The 16,858-nt window shown below is 55.6% G+C and carries 15 protein-coding genes and 6 pseudogenes; 17 read left to right on the plus strand and 4 right to left on the minus strand.

Going from position 1 to position 16,858, the window contains the following annotated elements:
- Positions 1–17 precede the first annotated feature (17 nt).
- The 6 genes and pseudogenes from WLO32_RS06915 to WLO32_RS06940 form a co-directional block, all read left to right on the plus strand.
- On the plus strand, positions 18–596 hold the full coding sequence (locus WLO32_RS06915) for a phage baseplate assembly protein V (protein ID WP_435947700.1): 579 nt from the start codon (positions 18–20) through the stop codon (positions 594–596).
- On the plus strand, positions 593–952 hold the full coding sequence (locus tag WLO32_RS06920; RefSeq protein WP_435947701.1) for a GPW/gp25 family protein: 360 nt from the start codon (positions 593–595) through the stop codon (positions 950–952). Before WLO32_RS06915 ends, WLO32_RS06920 begins: the two co-directional genes overlap by 4 nt.
- Positions 939–1,847, plus strand: a complete 909-nt coding sequence (locus tag WLO32_RS06925; RefSeq protein ID WP_435947702.1) for a baseplate assembly protein — start codon at positions 939–941, stop codon at positions 1,845–1,847. Before WLO32_RS06920 ends, WLO32_RS06925 begins: the two co-directional genes overlap by 14 nt.
- Positions 1,840–2,445, plus strand: coding sequence for a phage tail protein I (locus WLO32_RS06930; RefSeq protein ID WP_435947703.1), 606 nt, complete (start codon positions 1,840–1,842; stop codon positions 2,443–2,445). Before WLO32_RS06925 ends, WLO32_RS06930 begins: the two co-directional genes overlap by 8 nt.
- The gene (locus WLO32_RS06935; RefSeq protein WP_435947704.1) at positions 2,442–3,794 is read left to right on the plus strand and encodes a phage tail protein; all 1,353 of its coding nucleotides are present in this window, start codon (positions 2,442–2,444) and stop codon (positions 3,792–3,794) included. Before WLO32_RS06930 ends, WLO32_RS06935 begins: the two co-directional genes overlap by 4 nt.
- A 116-nt stretch (positions 3,795–3,910) precedes the next feature.
- A pseudogene (locus WLO32_RS06940) lies at positions 3,911–4,141 on the plus strand (tail fiber assembly protein); the annotation flags it as partial.
- Here WLO32_RS06940 and WLO32_RS06945 read toward each other — a convergent pair.
- Both WLO32_RS06945 and WLO32_RS06950 read right to left on the minus strand, forming a co-directional pair.
- Positions 4,072–4,719 carry a tail fiber assembly protein gene (locus WLO32_RS06945; RefSeq protein ID WP_435947705.1) on the minus strand — a complete coding sequence of 216 codons (648 nt, stop codon included), beginning with the start codon at positions 4,717–4,719 and terminating at the stop codon, positions 4,072–4,074. The pseudogene WLO32_RS06940 and the gene WLO32_RS06945 overlap by 70 nt on opposite strands.
- A 247-nt stretch (positions 4,720–4,966) precedes the next feature.
- Positions 4,967–5,249, minus strand: a pseudogene (locus WLO32_RS06950) (phage tail protein); the annotation flags it as partial.
- 121 nt (positions 5,250–5,370) lie between these two features.
- Between WLO32_RS06950 and WLO32_RS06955 the strand changes: the two are divergent.
- The 10 genes and pseudogenes from WLO32_RS06955 to WLO32_RS07000 all read left to right on the plus strand — a co-directional run bounded on the left by WLO32_RS06955 (position 5,371) and on the right by WLO32_RS07000 (position 13,813).
- A complete protein-coding gene (locus tag WLO32_RS06955) occupies positions 5,371–5,925 on the plus strand; it encodes a recombinase family protein (RefSeq protein WP_435947706.1) in 555 nt (184 codons plus the stop codon).
- Positions 5,926–6,032: 107 nt separating this feature from the next.
- Positions 6,033–7,206 (plus strand): annotated as a pseudogene (locus WLO32_RS06960) (phage tail sheath protein).
- A gap of 9 nt (positions 7,207–7,215) precedes the next feature.
- Positions 7,216–7,731: a phage major tail tube protein gene (locus WLO32_RS06965; RefSeq protein WP_435947707.1), complete on the plus strand. Its 516-nt coding sequence runs from the start codon at positions 7,216–7,218 to the stop codon at positions 7,729–7,731.
- A 52-nt stretch (positions 7,732–7,783) separates the two neighbouring features.
- On the plus strand, positions 7,784–8,086 hold the full coding sequence (locus tag WLO32_RS06970; protein ID WP_435947708.1) for a phage tail assembly protein: 303 nt from the start codon (positions 7,784–7,786) through the stop codon (positions 8,084–8,086).
- A 14-nt stretch (positions 8,087–8,100) separates the two neighbouring features.
- On the plus strand, positions 8,101–8,220 hold the full coding sequence (locus WLO32_RS06975; RefSeq protein ID WP_196365274.1) for a GpE family phage tail protein: 120 nt from the start codon (positions 8,101–8,103) through the stop codon (positions 8,218–8,220).
- Positions 8,213–11,288, plus strand: a pseudogene (locus WLO32_RS06980) (phage tail tape measure protein). Before WLO32_RS06975 ends, WLO32_RS06980 begins: the two are co-directional and overlap by 8 nt.
- A complete protein-coding gene (locus WLO32_RS06985) occupies positions 11,285–11,770 on the plus strand; it encodes a phage tail protein (protein ID WP_435947709.1) in 486 nt (161 codons plus the stop codon). The pseudogene WLO32_RS06980 and the gene WLO32_RS06985 overlap by 4 nt, the downstream one beginning before the upstream one ends.
- A complete protein-coding gene (locus tag WLO32_RS06990) occupies positions 11,767–12,867 on the plus strand; it encodes a phage late control D family protein (protein WP_435947710.1) in 1,101 nt (366 codons plus the stop codon). Before WLO32_RS06985 ends, WLO32_RS06990 begins: the two co-directional genes overlap by 4 nt.
- Positions 12,868–12,934: 67 nt before the next feature.
- A pseudogene (locus tag WLO32_RS06995) lies at positions 12,935–13,151 on the plus strand (ogr/Delta-like zinc finger family protein).
- Positions 13,152–13,234: 83 nt separating this feature from the next.
- Positions 13,235–13,813: a hypothetical protein gene (locus WLO32_RS07000; RefSeq protein WP_435947711.1), complete on the plus strand. Its 579-nt coding sequence runs from the start codon at positions 13,235–13,237 to the stop codon at positions 13,811–13,813.
- A 248-nt stretch (positions 13,814–14,061) separates the two neighbouring features.
- On the opposite strand, the pseudogene WLO32_RS07005 reads toward WLO32_RS07000, so the two are convergent.
- Positions 14,062–15,742, minus strand: a pseudogene (locus WLO32_RS07005) (aspartate:alanine antiporter).
- A 297-nt stretch (positions 15,743–16,039) separates the two neighbouring features.
- On the opposite strand from WLO32_RS07005, the gene WLO32_RS07010 reads away from it, so the two are divergent.
- Positions 16,040–16,405, plus strand: a complete 366-nt coding sequence (locus WLO32_RS07010; protein WP_435947712.1) for an inner membrane protein YbjM — start codon at positions 16,040–16,042, stop codon at positions 16,403–16,405.
- A gap of 45 nt (positions 16,406–16,450) precedes the next feature.
- Here WLO32_RS07010 and WLO32_RS07015 read toward each other — a convergent pair whose 3' ends face one another.
- Complete coding sequence (locus WLO32_RS07015; protein ID WP_435947713.1) at positions 16,451–16,723, minus strand: GrxA family glutaredoxin; 273 nt, start codon at positions 16,721–16,723, stop codon at positions 16,451–16,453.
- Positions 16,724–16,858 lie beyond the last annotated feature (135 nt).

Below are 16,858 nucleotides of genomic sequence, written 5' to 3' on the forward strand. Positions count from 1 at the left end.
ACTGGCATTATCTTCCTATGAATGCACAACTCACAGAAATCATGCGCCTTATCACCAACCTGATCCGCACCGGCACCGTGACCGAAGTGGACCGGGATAACTGGCTGTGCCGGGTGAAGGTAGGCGAGCTTGAAACCAACTGGATTAACTGGCTGACGCTGCGGGCCGGAGGTGGCCGCACCTGGTGGTGCCCGTCACCAGATGAGCAGGTTGTGCTGCTGAGCATGGGCGGCAATCTGGAAACGGCTTTTGCGCTGCCCGCCATTTATTCCAATGAGTTTGCCCCACCGTCGGATTCCGTGGACGGCTGCGTGACGGAGTACCCGGACGGGGGCTGGTTTGAATACGAACCTGCTACCGGGCGCTGGCACGTCAGGGGTATCAAATCCATGGTGATCGAAGCTGCCGACAATATCATCCTCAGAACGGGTGAGTTCGTGATTGAGGCTGACACTACGCGCATTAACAGCGAGGTGGCGATCAATGGCGGCGTCACCCAGGGGGGCGGCCCGATGAGTTCCAACGGGATCGTGGTTGATACACACGGTCACACCGGCGTTAAGTCCGGCGGCGATACGTCAGGAGGCCCGGTATGACGCTGTATATCGGCATGAACCAGGGCAACGGCAAAGCCATTACTGATACGGACCACCTACGCCAGTCAGTCCGGGATATTCTTCTGACCCCGCAGGGCAGCCGGATTGCCCGCCGGGAGTACGGTTCCCTGCTGTCTACCCTGATTGACCAGCCGCAGAACCCGGCGCTGCGCCTGCAGGTCATGTCTGCGGTCTACGTGGCCCTGAGCCGCTGGGAACCTCGTCTGACGCTCGATTCCATCACCATCAGCAGCAATTTTGACGGCTCGATGGTGGTTGAGCTTACCGGCCAGCGCAATAACGGCGCGCCGGTTTCCCTTTCGGTATCAACAGGAGCAGACAATGGCAGTGATTGACCTTTCCCAACTGCCCCCGCCACAAATAGTAAACGTGCCGGATTTTGAGACGCTGCTTGCCGAGCGCAAGGCCGCTTTTGTAGCACTTTATTCGGCAGATAAGCAGGACGCGGTACGGCGCACGTTGGCGTTGGAGTCTGAACCCGTCACTAAGCTGCTGCAGGAAAGCACCTACCGCGAAATCCTGCTGCTCCAGCGAATTAACGAGGCCGCGCAGGCGGTTATGGTGGCGTATGCCATCGGCGGCGATCTCGACCAGCTGGCGGCCAACTATAACGTCGAACGTCTGACGGTGGCCCCTGCTGACAACAACGCGGTGCCGCCGATCGCCGCAGTAATGGAAAGTGATGAGGCTTTGCGTCTGCGTGTTCCGGCTGCGTTTGAGGGGTTGTCAGTTGCGGGACCTACGGCGGCCTATGAGTTTCACGCCAAAAGCGCGGACGGGCGCATTGCAGATGCCAGCGCAACCAGCCCGGCACCGGCGGAGGTGGTGATTACCGTACTAAGCCGTGAGGGTGACGGTACGGCAGAGGCTGACCTGCTGGCGGTGGTTGAGCAGGCGCTTAACAGCGAGAACGTGCGCCCGGTGGCAGACCGCCTGACGGTGCGCAGCGCCGAAATCATCCCTTACAGCGTGGATGCGACGATTTTTCTTTATCCGGGGCCGGAAGCTGAGCCGGTGATGGCGGCGGCAAAAGCCAGCCTGCAGAATTACATCGCCAGTCAGACGCGGCTGGGCCGAGATATCCGCCGCAGCGCCATTTATGCCGCGCTGCACGTTGAGGGCGTCCAGCGTGTGGAACTGGCATCCCCACTGGATGATGTAGTGCTGAATAAGACGCAGGCGGCATCCTGTACGGAATGGAGCGTTACCAACGGGGGCACGGATGAATAGCCTGCTGCCGCCCGGTTCCTCACCGCTTGAGCGCCGCCTGGCGCAGACCTGCAGCGGAATATCCGATTTGCAGGTGCCGCTGCGCGATTTGTGGAACCCGGCGACGTGTCCGGTCAGCTTCCTGCCGTATCTGGCGTGGGCGTTTTCCGTTGACCGCTGGGACGAAAGCTGGACGGAGAGCGTGAAGCGCCGTGTAGTGCAGGATGCTTTCTATATCCATCAGCACAAGGGAACAACCAGCGCCGTGCGGCGTGTGGTGGAGCCGTTCGGTTTCCTGATACGCATCATTGAGTGGTGGCAAACCGGCGAGCAGCCGGGCACGTTTCGCCTGGACATTGGCGTGCAGGATCAGGGCATCACGGAAGAAACTTATCTGGAACTGGAGCGCCTCATCAGCGATGCCAAACCGTGCAGCCGCCATCTGATCGGCATGTCCATTAACCTGCAGACCAGCGGGCCGTATTTTGTAGGCGCAGCCACCTACACCGGCGAAGAAATCACGATTTATCCGTACATCAACGAAACCATTATTTCCGGCGGCACCGCTTATGAGGGCGGGGCAGTCCATGTAATTGACACTGTGAGAGTGAATCCATGAGCGCAAAATTTTATACCCTGCTGACGGATGTCGGCGCGGCGAAACTGGCAAGCGCCGCCGCGCTCGGTGTTCCGTTGAAAATTACCCAGATGGCTGTGGGCGACGGTGGCGGCGTGTTGCCGACTCCCAGCGCGCAGCAGAAAGCGCTGGTTGCTGAAAAACGCCGCGCCTCTCTCAATATGCTGTATATCGATCCGCAGAACAGCAGCCAGATTATTGCCGAGCAGGTGATCCCCGAAACCGAAGGCGGGTGGTGGATTCGTGAAGTCGGTCTGTTCGATGAAACCGGCGCGCTAATTGCCGTGGGCAACTGCCCGGAGAGCTATAAGCCGCAGCTCGCTGAGGGAAGCGGCCGCACGCAGACGGTGCGCATGGTGCTGATTACCAGCAGTACCGAAAATATTACCCTGAAAATTGACCCTGCAGTGGTGCTGGCAACCCGCAAGTATGTCGATGATAAAGTGCTGGAGCTTAAGCTCTATGTCGATGATCTGATGCGTGCCCATCTGGCTGCAGCAGACCCGCATAATCAATACGCACAAAAAGAAAGTCCGACCTTTGTCGGAACGCCAAAGGCACCCACGCCGGCGGCAGGTAACAACACAACGCAGCTTGCTACCACTGCATTTGTCCAGGCCGCGCTGATTGCCCTGATTAATGGTGCGCCGGCTACCCTCGACACGCTGAAAGAGATTGCGGCGGCTATCAATAACGACCCCAATTTCAGCACGACGATCAGTAATGCGCTGGCGTTGAAAGCACCGCTGGCCAGCCCGGCGCTAACCGGCGTACCTACTGCGCCGACCGCTGCGCAGACTGTAAACAATATGCAAATCGCTACTACAGCATTTGTAAAGTCGGCCATTGCTGCACTTGTTGGTTCATCGCCGGCCGCGCTGGACACGATTAATGAGCTGGCAGCAGCGCTGGGTAATGACCCGAACTTTGCAACGACGATGGTTAATGCGCTGGCCGGTAAGCAGCCGCTGGACAGCACGCTGACAAATCTAAGCGGTAAGGACGTTTCCGGCCTTCTCTCATACCTTGGTATCAGAGAATTAATAATCGGGCAGGGTCAGACGTGGAAAGTTTGGGGCGGAGATCGTCTTGTCGGGGTGACGTACACAAATTCAACGGGCAAGCCGATCATGATATCTGTTTCACTCATAGTGAACGCCGGGGACGCCACTGCAACGCTGTATATCAACTCGGCTGCTACAGCATCAATGGCCTGTTCTGGGTTTGCGACAGGCCCATCAGTCCGTAGTCAGCTTTCTGCAATTATCCCTGCAGGCGGCACATACATGATTTCTTCCGGGACAATAATGCAGTGGGGTGAACTACGATGAAATATTTTATTGATGAGAAAAACGTTATTTACGGATACGAAGAAGACGGCTCGCAAGATGACCTTATAGGGAAAAAGAAACCGATAACTGAAGAAGAGGTTCAGGAAATTTTAAATCCACCACCGTCGCAAGAGGAAATAATTGCAACAGCAGAAGCTAATAAACAACAACTCATCGACCAGGCTAACGACTATATGAACAGTAAGCAGTGGCCAGGCAAAGCGGTTTTGGGGCGCTTAAAGAGTAATGAGTTGGCTCAATATAACGAATGGCTGGATTATCTCGATGCGTTGGAAGTTGTAGAAACCTCCGTCGCACCGAATCTCGAATGGCCTACTCCGCCAGCACAGGCCCAGCTAATATCAGGCGCGGTACTTGTGTCAGCTGCAGTTATCGCGTCGATATAATCCAGCACGGCATTCAGCTTTGCTTTATCTGTATCATTCAGCGTGCGCCCTGCCTGGAGCTTAAGCTGTATAAGGCTGATTGACTGCATTGCAACGTCGATAAGCTGCTGCTTTTGCTGCTCAGCTTCAGCTACGTCTGCTGCGTGCTGCGCAGCAGTATCTTTGACCCACTTTTTACCGTTCCATTTGTCATAAGGTGATTCCGGTGCCGCAGTTGTAAATCCTTCTTTAATCGGTCCGATATAATTTACAGTCGCGGCGCTGCTATCATCTATTGAGTAGACCGTTTCGCCGCGATGATCCTCTTCCTGGTTCCATTTTTTGCCATCGAAAACCGCAACTTTTCCATTAACTTCCTCGCCCGGATTAATAGCCGTTGAGCTACCGGGCATGCTGACACCCTCGTAAATATATTCATCAGACCAGCCAACATATTCTTTTGTTACTGCATCGAAATAAAAAACACGAATATCGCCGCCGTCGATTGCAAAACCATCTTTATCAAATTTAAGTGTCATTATTTAGCTCTCACTAAAAGGTTAAAAGCGATGTTGCGTGGGCGGTTTTCGGATGCAGTGGGAACGACCCTGTCAGCGTCAAAATAAAGTGTATCCAACCCAGACGCGGGCGGGTTTGCTGTAACAGGCGACGATGTTGATTCATCATTTGTTACGCCGCGCACTAAACGAAATACACCATCGCCAGAAGTGATGGCCCCTGGGTTCGCGTTATTTGGTAGTCCCCGCGACATCATTTTACCCGTTATGTTTCTTATCGCATCACCCTGAACTGACAGCAGCGCACGCCCACTATCAACTCCGCGTCCATCATCCCAGATTCTCGGGAACTCTCCCCGCGCCTCTGGCAGCGTAAGTGTGGGCATTACAAGAGCAAGCTTTGGATATGCAGAGGCTGAGAACGTGGCACCATTGAACTTTAGAAAGACCATGCTGGACCATTCAGGCATTACTGTGTTCGGCAGAATGGCCGAAGGCCAGAAGAATGGAATTCCAATGGCAGGCGCACCTCCTCCTAAACCAAGGTATGATGAAATCACCGGCAAACACTTTCAGTCATGACCGTGCTGGCCATTCGCTGCAGCACGGTCAGAAATAACCTTCCTCGATACAATGCGCCGCGAATTTGTGAGTTTAAATGGATGAAAAAATATGCTGATTGGCTACGTGCGTGTATCAACAAACGACCAGAATACTGGTTTGCAAAGAAATGCGCTGGAGAGCGCAGGATGTGAGCTGATTTTTGAAGACAAAATAAGCGGAAAGACAGACGAAAGGCCGGGTTTAAAAAAGCTTATGCGGTCCCTTTCACCGGGCGACACGCTGGTTGTGTGGAAGCTGGACAGGCTGGGCCGAAGCATGCGCCATCTTGTTACCCTGATTGAAGAAATGCGCCAGCGAGGCGTTAATTTTCGTAGCCTGACGGACAGCATAGATACAAGCTCGCCGATGGGACGATTTTTCTTTCACGTTATGGGCGCACTTGCTGAAATGGAAAGAGAGCTGATTGTCGAACGCACCCGCGCCGGGCTGGCAGCTGCGCGTGCGCAGGGGCGCATCGGTGGGCGGCGTCCGAAACTTACACCTGAGCAGTGGGCGCAGGCCGGGCGCCTTATCGCGGCGGGAGAATCCCGTCAGCGTGTTGCGCTGATTTTTGATGTCGGGATCTCGACCCTTTACAGAAAATTTCCAGCATGTAACCGGTAGGTTGTGATTTTCCCTGTTGTGTAATTTGCCACACAATCGCCAGCGCGTGCGCCGCGTGCCTGTCAACAACAACATAAGCAGACCCCTGTAACCGGAGAGACTGCCTTATGGCTCAGGATTACCACCACGGCGTGCGCGTTGTTGAAATCAACGAAGGCACCCGATCAATCACCACGGTAAGCACTGCTATCGTGGGCATGGTATGCACCGGCGATGATGCCGATGCTTCCGTGTTTCCCCTCAACAAACCGGTTTTGTTAACTGATGTGCTGACCGCAAGCGGGAAAGCTGGCGAGTCCGGCACGCTGGCGCGTTCACTGGATGCCATCGCTGATCAGGCAAAACCTGTCACCGTCGTTGTGCGTGTTGCCCAGGGTGAAACCGAAGCGGAAACCACCTCCAACATTATCGGCGGCGTCACTGCTGATGGTAAAAAAACGGGTATGAAGGCGTTGCTTTCGGCGCCATCGCAGCTCGGCGTCAAGCCGCGCATTCTCGGTGTGCCTGGGCATGACACGCATGCGGTTGCCACGGAACTGCTGAGCGTAGCGCAAAGCCTGCGCGGGTTTGCCTATCTGTCTGCCTACGGCTGTAAAACGGTGGAAGAAGCCATTTCCTACCGTGACAATTTCAGCCAGCGTGAAGGTATGCTGATCTGGCCTGACTTCATCAACTTTGACACCGTGCTGAATGCAGACGCGACGGCTTACGCCTCCGCCCGTGCGCTCGGCCTGCGCGCCAAAATCGACGAGCAGACCGGCTGGCACAAAACCCTGTCCAACGTTGGCGTTAACGGCGTCACCGGCATTTCTGCAGACGTGTTCTGGGATCTGCAGGACCCGGCAACCGATGCGGGACTGCTGAACCAGAACGACGTGACCACGCTTATCCGCAAAGACGGTTTCCGCTTCTGGGGTTCGCGCTGTCTCAGCGACGATCCGCTGTTTGCCTTTGAGAACTACACCCGCACGGCGCAGGTGTTGGCCGACACCATCGCAGAAGCGCACATGTGGGCGGTGGATGGTGTGCTGAACCCGTCGCTGGCCCCGCGACATTATCGAAGGTATACGCGCCAAACTGCGTAGCCTGAAAACGCAGGGTTACATCATCGGCGCGGACTGCTGGCTGGATGAGGCCGTGAACGATAAGGACTCCCTGAAAGCCGGGAAGCTCACTATCGACTACGACTACACGCCGGTGCCACCGCTTGAAAACCTGATGCTGCGCCAGCGCATCACCGATCGGTACCTGCTGGACTTTTCCAGCCAGGTCAGCGCGTAAGGAGACCCCATGGCTTTACCACGCAAGTTAAAACACCTGAACCTGTTCAACGACGGGAACAACTGGCAGGGGATCGTTGAGTCTCTGACCCTGCCGAAATTCACGCGCAAGTTTGAGAAGTATCGCGGCGGCGGTATGCCGGGCGCGGTGGATGTGGATATGGGCCTGGATGACGGCGCGCTGGACACGGAATTTTCAATCGGCGGCACCGAACTGCTTTTATTCAAGCAGATGGGCAAAACCACGGTGGACGCTATCCAGCTGCGTTTCACCGGCTCCATCCAGCGAGACGATACCGGCGAAGTGCAGGCGGTTGAGCTGGTTGTGCGCGGGCGTCACAAGGAGCTGGATTCCGGCGAATGGAAAACTGGCGAGAGCAGCAGCACCAAAGTCAGCAGCACCAACAGCTACGCGAAGCTAACCATTAACGGCGAAGTGCTCTATGAGGTCGATCTGGTCAACATGATTGAAATCGTGGACGGCGTGGACCTGATGGAAGCGCACCGTAACGCCCTCGGCCTCTGATTCATTTAAGGGCGCGGGCAGCCGCGCCAGTACCCATTAACAGGACACGAACATGAGCGATAAACCTACCGAAAAGACCGTGCAGCTGGATACACCGATCAAGCGTGGTAAAACCGAAATCACGGAAATCATTCTGCGCAAACCGCAGTCCGGCGCGCTGCGTGGCACCCGCCTGCAGGCCATCATGGATATGGACGTGGGCGCAATGATGACCGTCATTCCGCGTATTTCCACGCCAACACTGACGGCGCAGGAAATGGCTGAGCTGGACCCCGCCGATCTCACAGCGCTGTCGGTTGAGGTGGTGACTTTTTTGTTGAAGAAGTCGGTGCTTGCCGGTTTGCCGACAGCCTGACGGTTGACGATCTGGTGGCAGATATCGCCACCATTTTCCACTGGCCGCCGTCCGTCACTGACGTTATGCCGCTGACCGAAGTGCTGGAGTGGCGGCATAAAGCGATTAAGAGAAGCGGGGCCAGCGATGAGTGACAACAACCTGCGCCTGCAGGTGATCCTTAATGCGGTTGATAAACTCACCCGCCCATTCCGTTCTGCGCAGGCCAGCTCGAAAGAGCTGGCTACCGCCATTCAACATAGCCGTGCCAGGCTGAAAGAGTTAGACGCTCAGGCGGGGAGGATTGAGGGCTTTCGTAAAGCCAGCGCGCAGCTGGCAGTCACCGGTAATAACCTCAAAGCCGCGCGCGAAGAAGCGGCCCGGCTCGCCACGCAGTTTACCGCTACAAACCGCCCGACGGCGGCGCAGGCCCCGCCTGCTTGAGCAGGCCAAAAACCGCGTTTCGGAACTGCAGACTAAATACAACGGCCTGCGCCAGTCGGTCCAGAAGCAACGCCTTGCGCTGAACGAGGCCGGAATGGACACCCGGAAGCTCAGCAGCGCTCAGCGCGAGCTGCGCCAGAATGCCGATGAAACCCGACAGGCGCTGGACCGTCAGCAGAAATCACTTAAGCGGCTCGGAGAGCAGCAGGCCAGGGTTAACGCCGTCAGGGAGCGGTATTCCCGCAGTCTGCAGGTGCGGGATCGCATCGCCGGGGCAGGGGCCACAACCTCAGCGGCAGGGTTGGCAATGGGCGCGCCGGTCGTGGCGGCGGTGAAAAGCTATGCCAGCATGGAAGATGCCATGAAAGGCGTGGCAAAGCAGGTCAATGGTCTGCGGGATGATAACGGCAACCGTACCAAACAGTTTTATGACATGCAGGACGCCATCAAGGCTGCCAGCGAACAGCTGCCGATGGAGAATGGCGCTCTAGACTATGCCGCACTCGTTGAAGGCGGCGCGCGCATGGGCGTGACCAATCAGAACGATCCCTACGAAGACCAGAAGCGCGATCTGCTTGCCTTTGCCAGTACGGCGGCCAAAGCGGCAACGGCATTCGAACTGCCCGCTGATGAACTGGCAGAAGGGCTGGGAAAAATCGCCAGCCTCTACAAGGTGCCGACCCGTAGTATTGAACAACTGGGTGATGCGCTGAACTACCTGGACGATAACGCCATGTCTAAGGGCGCGGACATTATCGACGTGCTGCAGCGCATGGGCGGCGTGGCTGACCGTCTGGACTTTCGTAAGGCGGCGGCGCTTGGCTCCACGTTCCTGTCGCTGGGCGCTGCGCCGGAAGTGGCAGCCAGCGCGGCGAACGCCATGGTGCGCGAGCTGTCCATTGCCACCATGCAAAGCGACCGCTTTATGGACGGCATGGATATGCTGAAGCTCAAACCCGAAGTGCTTGAAAAGCAGATGGCGAAGGATGCCATGGGCACCATTCTGCGGGTGATGGAAAAAGTTAAAAAGCTGCCGCAGGACAAACGTCTTTCAGCCATGACGATGCTTTTCGGCAAAGAGTATGGCGACGATGCCGCCAAGCTGGCTAACAACCTTCCCGAACTGCGCCGCCAGCTGCAGCTGACTGCCGGGAATGACGCGAATGGCTCAATGCAGAAAGAGTCCGACATTAATAAAGACTCCCTTTCTGCGCAGTGGACGCTGGTAAAAACGGGCGCGCAGAACACCTTCAGCAGCCTGGGCGAAACGCTGCGCCAGCCGTTGATGGATATCATGGATTACGTGAAAAGCGTAATGGGTGGGCTGCGACGCTGGATAGAAACCAACCCGCAGCTGGCAGGCACGCTGATGAAAGTGGCGGCCGCCACCGCCGCGATCGCGCTTGCTCTGGGCACGCTGGCTATTGCGGTGGCAGCTGTGCTGGGGCCGATTGCGGTGATCAGGTTTGGCTTATCCATGCTCGGCGTGAAAACGCTGCCGTCAGTATCATCTGCGGTTACGCGAACCGGCAGCGCGCTGTCATGGCTGGCAAATGCACCGCTTTCCGTATTACGTCGCGGGATGGCTTCAACTGGAGGCAACGCAGGGTTGCTTACTGCCCCGCTGAATGCCCTGCGGCGCTCGGCCGGAGTGACGGGTAATGCGCTGAAAACGATGGCGGGCGTGCCGCTGGCGGTATTCCGTACGGGAATGGCTGGTATTCGGAATGTTATCGGCGCAGTGATGAACCCGCTGGCGGTGCTGCGCGGTGGACTCTCCGCCGCCGGTGGCGTGCTGCGCTTTCTGGTATCCGGTCCGCTCGCCTTACTTCGCGTTGCGCTGTATGGCATTTCCGGTCTGCTGGGCGCGCTGCTCAGTCCGGTAGGGCTGATCGTGGCTGCGTTGGCAGGCGTGGCGCTGGTTATCTGGAAACACTGGCAGCCCATCAGTGCATTTATGGGTGGCGTGTTGGAAGGGTTCAAAGCCGCCGCAGCACCAATTAGCGAAGCGTTTGAACCCCTACGCCCGTTGTTCGAATGGATTGGCGATAAGGTCAGGTCACTCTGGGGATGGTTCAGCGACCTTCTGACGCCAGTCAAATCCACGGCTGACGAACTCAATAACGCGGCCTCTATGGGACGTCGGTTCGGTGAGGCCCTGGCTGAAGGGCTGAATATGGTGATGCACCCGCTGGAGTCGCTGAAATCCGGCGTGTCTTGGCTGCTGGAAAAGCTCGGCATCGTTAGCAAGGTGGCGGCAAAAGCAAAACTGCCGGAACAAGTCACCCGGCAACAACCCGCCACGGTGAACGGTGACGGGAAAGTGGTGCTGCCGCCAGGCGGATTCCCGTCGATGGGCTTCGCGGGCATGTACGACAGCGGCGGGGCGATCCCGCGCGGTCAGTTTGGCATTGTCGGGGAGAATGGCCCCGAAATTGTGAACGGTCCGGCAAACGTGACCAGCAGGCGGCGCACGGCGGCATTGGCTTCGGTTGTGGCCGGAACCCTGGGCATGGCGGCAGCGCCTGCAGAAGCTGTGCCCTTACATCCGTTCAGTCTTCCCGCCATGGAATACAAACAGAGCCAGCCCGCGAAGACGGACCGCGCGCCGACAGTGATGCACTTTGAAACGCACGCGCCGATCGCGATTTACGCGCAGCCCGGCCAGAACCCGCAGGATATTGCGCGTGAAGTTGCCCGTCAGCTCGACGAGCGCGAACGCCGGACCAGGGCGAAAGCCCGCAGCAACTACAGCGATCAGGGGGGATACGATTCATGATGATGGTGCTGGGTTTATACGTTTTCATGCTGCGCACGGTGCCGTATCAGGAGCTGCAGTATCAGCGCAGCTGGCGGCACGCGGTTAACAGCCGCGTCAATCGCCGCCCGTCAACGCAGTTTCTTGGCCCGGATAATGACTCGCTGACGCTGTCCGGCGTGCTTCTGCCGGAAATCACCGGCGGCAGGCTGTCCCTGTTGGCACTGGAGCAAATGGCAGAACAGGGCAAAGCATGGCCTCTGATTGAGGGCAGCGGGACGATTTACGGCATGTTTGTGATCGAGAGTTTGAGCCAGACCAAAACCGAATTTTTTGAAAGTGGGATGCCCAGGCGCATTGAGTTTACGCTGACCCTGAAACGCGTGGATGAGTCGCTGTCCGATATGTTTGGCAGCCTGAGCGACCAGCTCAGCAACCTGAAAGACACCGCAACGTCTGCGATAGGGAATATTCAAAATACGGCCGGAGGACTGCTGCAGTGAATTTTAGTTCTGAACTCCTTAGTCTGTACGGTAAAAGCCCGGCTTTCAGTATCACCATTGAAGGCAAAGACGTGACGACAATAATGGATACGCGCCTGATGAGTCTGACGCTGACCGACAATCGGGGCTTTGAGGCTGACCAGCTCGATCTGGAGCTGGACGATGCCGACGGTCTAGTTGTCTTGCCGCGTCGCGGGGCTGTGATCCATCTGGCGCTGGGCTGGAAAGGCCAGCCGCTATTCCCAAAAGGGGCGTTTACCGTAGATGAGATTGAGCATAGCGGTGCGCCTGACCGGCTGACCATCCGTGCCCGCAGCGCTGATTTTCGGCAAACCCTGAATACCCGCCGTGAAAAGTCATGGCACCAGACCACGGTGGGCGAGGTGGTGAAAGAGATTGCAGCCCGCCATAACTTGAAACTGGCGCTGGGCAAAGACCTGACGGACAGGACGCTGGATCACCTGGACCAGACTAACGAAAGCGATGCGAGCTTCCTGATGAAGCTGGCGCGTCAGTACGGAGCCATTGCCTCCGTGAAGGACGGTAACCTGCTGTTTATCCGGCAGGGGCAGGGCAGAACGGCGAGCGGCAAACCGTTGCCGGTTATCACCATCACCCGTAAAGCAGGCGACGGTCACCGTTTTAGCCTGGCCGACCGTGGCGCCTACACCGGAGTGATCGCCAGCTGGTTGCATACCCGTGAACCGAAGAAGAAAGAGACCACGCGGGTGAAGCGCCGCCGCAAGAAAACCGCGAAACCGAAAGAGCCGGAAGCAAAGCAGGGGGATTATCTGGTGGGTACGGATGAAAACGTGCTGGTTCTTAATCGCACCTATGCCAACCGCAGCAATGCTGAGCGTGCGGCAAAAATGCAATGGGAGCGCCTGCAGCGTGGCGTTGCGTCATTCTCACTACAACTTGCAGAGGGCCGGGCAGATCTCTACACCGAAATGCCGGTGAAGGTCAGCGGCTTCAAGCAGCCGATTGATGATGCGGAGTGGACCATCACCACGCTGACGCATACCGTTAGCCCGGATAATGGATTCACGACCAGTCTTGATCTCGAAGTGAAAATAGATGAGTTCGAAATTGAATGATTAGTTCCAAATTGAGAACAATGATGTATCATTATTGCGAACTGGTTAAGAGTGAGGGCTGAACAAAATGATGAATTGTCCGATGTGCGGTCAGGCCCGCGCATACACGCAGTAGCTTTCAGGTTTCTAGTGAAACCAAAGAACGATACAACCAGTGCACCAATATCGAATGCGGGCATACGTTCGTGACGCATGAAACGTTTGTCCGCTCTGTATGTCGTCCGCAAAAAATCAGCGCCGCACCACCGCACCCTAAAGGGATGCAGGAACAATTAACTTACTGATACTGACCCGCCGCTAGCGGGTTTTTTTATGGCTGTAGTATGCTGAACACACTTTTTAAAGAATATTTTATCTGGAGATACTCATGGATTTTGCCGGTTCTCTCTCCTTTATTGAAAAGATTATTCCAGCATTGGTTGGTTTTGCAGGTGCTTGGGCGGGTAGCCGCTGGGGGGTTACCAAGTTTAAGCAAGAAAAGTATTGGGAAGCGAAGGTGAAGGCATACGAAACTGTCTTGAATCATTTTGAACGAATTGCTTTTTGGGGGCAGTCAAACAGAGCACAGGCATACTGTGCCGTCACAGTCGGAGATAATGATCTACATCCGCAAACTTTCAATGAGTCTATGAGAACCCTCGCACAGTTAGAAGTTACCGCATTTGTGTATTTTGAGAATGAGTTTAGAGATTTGATCAGAGAACACAGACATGCCATGGAAAGCATTTATGTAAATCAAGTCGAAGACTTACAAGGCGAATCAGAGGAGGATACTTATTATGGGTATGCCAATACACAAGGGAGCATAGGTGATATGGCTTATAAAGCCTTAGATGATCTGAACAGACAAGCTCATAAAGACATCGGTCTTAAAGGACAATCCTGCGAGAGACTTAAAGCTAAACTCGCTAATGATTGGCGAGAATTTAGAAAAAACATTCAGTAGGATACATAAAACTCTGTCGCCATTTTGTCGCCATTTGGCTTGAAGATTGTTCGTAACTTACTGATTAGCAACATCTCAAATTTCAGGCAATAAAAAACCCATCAACCTTGAACCAAAGAGGCGGGGTTGATGGGCTCCACAAATTGGGGACATCAAAGAAAAGCAGTGGCACTAATTAAGACTAGCGCCCGGGCAAAAAGTTCTGTTCGTCATAAAAAAAATCTATTTTTCTTTGTCTATGATGCCGATCACAAACCGGGCCATACGATAACGATGAGCGTACCTGCAAGAGTTAACAGCACGTTAGCGATGGCGTAGGTGCCCGCATAGCCCAGCGCCGGGATGTTGCTGCGCGCCACATCGCTGATGATTTCCATCGCTGGCGCACAGGTACGGGCGCCCATCATCGCCCCAAAGAGCAGGGCGCGGTTCATGCGCAGAACGTAGGCGCCGAACAGGAAGCAAATCACTACCGGCACGAGGCTGACAATCAGACCGGCAATCAGCATCTGTCCGCCCACCGCGCCAACGTGGCCGATGCCGCTGCCTGCGCTCAGGCCTACGCCGGCCATAAAGACCATCAGGCCGAACTCTTTCACCATGTTCAGCGCACCCTGCGGGATATAGCCGAAGGTTGGATGGTTGGCGCGCAGGAAGCCCAGCATAATGCCCGCGAACAGCAGCCCGGCGGCGTTGCCGATACCGAAGCTGAACGAGCTGAACTGGAAGGTGATCATCCCGATCATCAGGCCGATAATAAAGAAGGCGCAGAAGGCGAGCAGGTCGGTTATCTGGCTGTGAATCGAGATAAAGCCAATGCGCTCCGCAACGGTTTTCACGCGCCGCGCATCGCCGCTGACCTGCAGCACATCGCCTTTGTTCAGCACGATATTATCGTCGATAGGCATCTCAATCTGGCTGCGGATGACCCGGTTCAAAAAGCAGCCGTGATCGGTCAGCTTTAATTGTCCGAGGCGGCGGCCCGACGGCATTATGGTTTTTCACCACTATTTCTTCGGTGACGATGCGCATATCCAGCAGGTCGCGATCGAACACTTCCTTGCCGTTGCGAAAACTCGGGTCGAGACGGGAGTGGGCATCGGGGTAGCCGACCAGGGCGATTTCATCGCCTTTTTGCAGCACCGCATCGCCGTCCGGGTTTGCCAGGATGCCGTTGCGGCGAATACGTTCTATATAGCAGCCGGTCTGGCGATAAATCCCCAGCTCGCGGAGGTTTTTGCCGTCCGCCCAGGCGACCAGCTCGGACCCAACGCGGTAGGCGCGGATAACGGGCAGGTAAACTTTCCGGGAAGCGTCCGTATCCAGACCGCGTTCGCGGGCGATTTGCTGCGCGCTGGTCTGCAGATCCTGGTGCTGCAGCTTCGGCAAATAGCGGGCGCCGACAATCAGGCTAACCAGACCGATCAGGTAGGTCAGGGCGTAGCCGAGGCTCAGATGATCGAGCGACGCGGCGAGGACCTCTCGCTCCATGCCGGAATGGCGCAGCGTATCCCCGGCGCCTACCAGCACGGGCGTGGAGGTCATGGAGCCCGCCAGCATCCCGGCGGTCAGGCCGATATCCCATCCGAACAGCTTGCCGAGTCCCAGGGCAAGCAGCATCGCGCTGCCCACCATGACCAGCGCCAGCATCAGGTAGTTTTTGCCGTCGCGGAAGAAAATAGAGAAAAAGTTTGGTCCGGCTTCCACGCCGACGCAAAAGATAAACAGCATAAACCCAAGATTTAAGGCGTCGGTGTTAATGGCGAAGTGTTGCTGTCCCAGCAATAAAGAGACGACTAAAACACCAATGGAATTACCCAGTTGGACTGAACCAAGGCGTAATTTACCCAGGCACAACCCTAAGGTTAGCACCACAAATAATAACAGGATGTAATTCCCGTTTAACAAATCTGCGACGTTTATATTCACGAAGGCTAACTTCTTGTTTACCAGTAAGTTGTTGAAAGGGAAAGTTTTTTAGGTTAAGGTTTTTACCGATTAGTGCGTTAATGAATGCCTTCCAAGAGCATCAAAATAACACAGACCGCACCTTAACAACGGCCGCTAGTTTAATCTTTATGGGGATTAACGGCTAGTGAGAATATTGTGCTGATTACAGCAGGCATTTTTGGCATGGATAGCCGCGACTTTATCTGACTTGGGTCTCTTTGTGCTGCAAAGAGTGACGATTTATTGGTTCGATACGGGTGACCAGAAGGAGAAGGTATGTACAGGCGTGGACCACGCTGGTTAGGGATAATCTGCTGCTTTGTGCTCTTTACTCTGATTTTCCTGTCGCTGCATTTAAACGTGACGGGCCGCTTTATTGCCACCGGCCATATGGAGCTGGGATTTTTATTCTTTATTTTACCCGGCGCGATAGCCAGCTTTCTTGCAAAAGAAGGAAAGGTGGTTGGGCCGCTCACCGGCGCGATGCTGGCCCTGCCGCTTTGCCTGGTGCTGGTGCACACCATCTTAACGCCGGTCCGTTCGTTCTGGCAGGAAATAGCCTGGCTGTGCAGCGCGGTGTTCTGGACGTCGCTGGGCTCGCTGTGCTTTTTACTGCTCAACATGCTGCGCAGGCGACGCTAAGACATAAAAAAACCGGCTTTCAAAGCCGGTTTTTTTGTTTAACGCTTACTCCACGCTCTGGAACAAAGCCAGATGTTCTTTCGCGTAAGCTTCGAAATCGGTGCAGCCGCCAATGTGTTTCTGGTCGAGGAAAATCTGCGGCACGGTTTCAACCGGTTTACCGACGGTTTTTTCCAGATCGGCCTTGGTGATACCTTCAGCGTGGATATCAACGTAGCGGAAGTTAAAGTCGTCACGCTCGGCGGTCAGTTTCTCAGCCAGCTCTTTAGCACGAACGCAATACGGGCAGCCAGGGCGGCCAAAAATTACTGCAAACATGGTATCTCCTTAGTTTTTGTGGCCGATTCGAACCGGCGAATGGGGAGCATAATGCCGTTAACGCGCCCTTTTGAAAAGCAGGTCCTGCCTGTTAGTTTGATACTCAGCGCCTATGGCAGCCATCCTTACAGGCGG

Origin of the sequence: Dryocola mayonis (assembly GCF_051307045.1) — a bacterium.
Lineage (GTDB): Bacteria > Pseudomonadota > Gammaproteobacteria > Enterobacterales > Enterobacteriaceae > Dryocola.

What these genes read in the sequence shown, in the direction of transcription:
- WLO32_RS06915 (WP_435947700.1), top strand. Translation starts at nt 18, where the DNA reads ATGAATGCACAACTCACAGAAATCATGCGCCTTATCACCAACCTGATC.
- WLO32_RS06970 (WP_435947708.1), top strand. Translation starts at nt 7,784, where the DNA reads ATGAGCGATAAACCTACCGAAAAGACCGTGCAGCTGGATACACCGATC.
- WLO32_RS06955 (WP_435947706.1), top strand. Translation starts at nt 5,371, where the DNA reads ATGCTGATTGGCTACGTGCGTGTATCAACAAACGACCAGAATACTGGT.
- WLO32_RS06985 (WP_435947709.1), top strand. Translation starts at nt 11,285, where the DNA reads ATGATGATGGTGCTGGGTTTATACGTTTTCATGCTGCGCACGGTGCCG.
- WLO32_RS06930 (WP_435947703.1), top strand. Translation starts at nt 1,840, where the DNA reads ATGAATAGCCTGCTGCCGCCCGGTTCCTCACCGCTTGAGCGCCGCCTG.
- WLO32_RS07000 (WP_435947711.1), top strand. Translation starts at nt 13,235, where the DNA reads ATGGATTTTGCCGGTTCTCTCTCCTTTATTGAAAAGATTATTCCAGCA.
- WLO32_RS06920 (WP_435947701.1), top strand. Translation starts at nt 593, where the DNA reads ATGACGCTGTATATCGGCATGAACCAGGGCAACGGCAAAGCCATTACT.
- WLO32_RS06935 (WP_435947704.1), top strand. Translation starts at nt 2,442, where the DNA reads ATGAGCGCAAAATTTTATACCCTGCTGACGGATGTCGGCGCGGCGAAA.
- WLO32_RS06925 (WP_435947702.1), top strand. Translation starts at nt 939, where the DNA reads ATGGCAGTGATTGACCTTTCCCAACTGCCCCCGCCACAAATAGTAAAC.
- WLO32_RS07015 (WP_435947713.1), bottom strand. Translation starts at nt 16,723, where the DNA reads ATGTTTGCAGTAATTTTTGGCCGCCCTGGCTGCCCGTATTGCGTTCGT.
- WLO32_RS07010 (WP_435947712.1), top strand. Translation starts at nt 16,040, where the DNA reads ATGTACAGGCGTGGACCACGCTGGTTAGGGATAATCTGCTGCTTTGTG.
- WLO32_RS06965 (WP_435947707.1), top strand. Translation starts at nt 7,216, where the DNA reads ATGGCTTTACCACGCAAGTTAAAACACCTGAACCTGTTCAACGACGGG.
- WLO32_RS06945 (WP_435947705.1), bottom strand. Translation starts at nt 4,719, where the DNA reads ATGACACTTAAATTTGATAAAGATGGTTTTGCAATCGACGGCGGCGAT.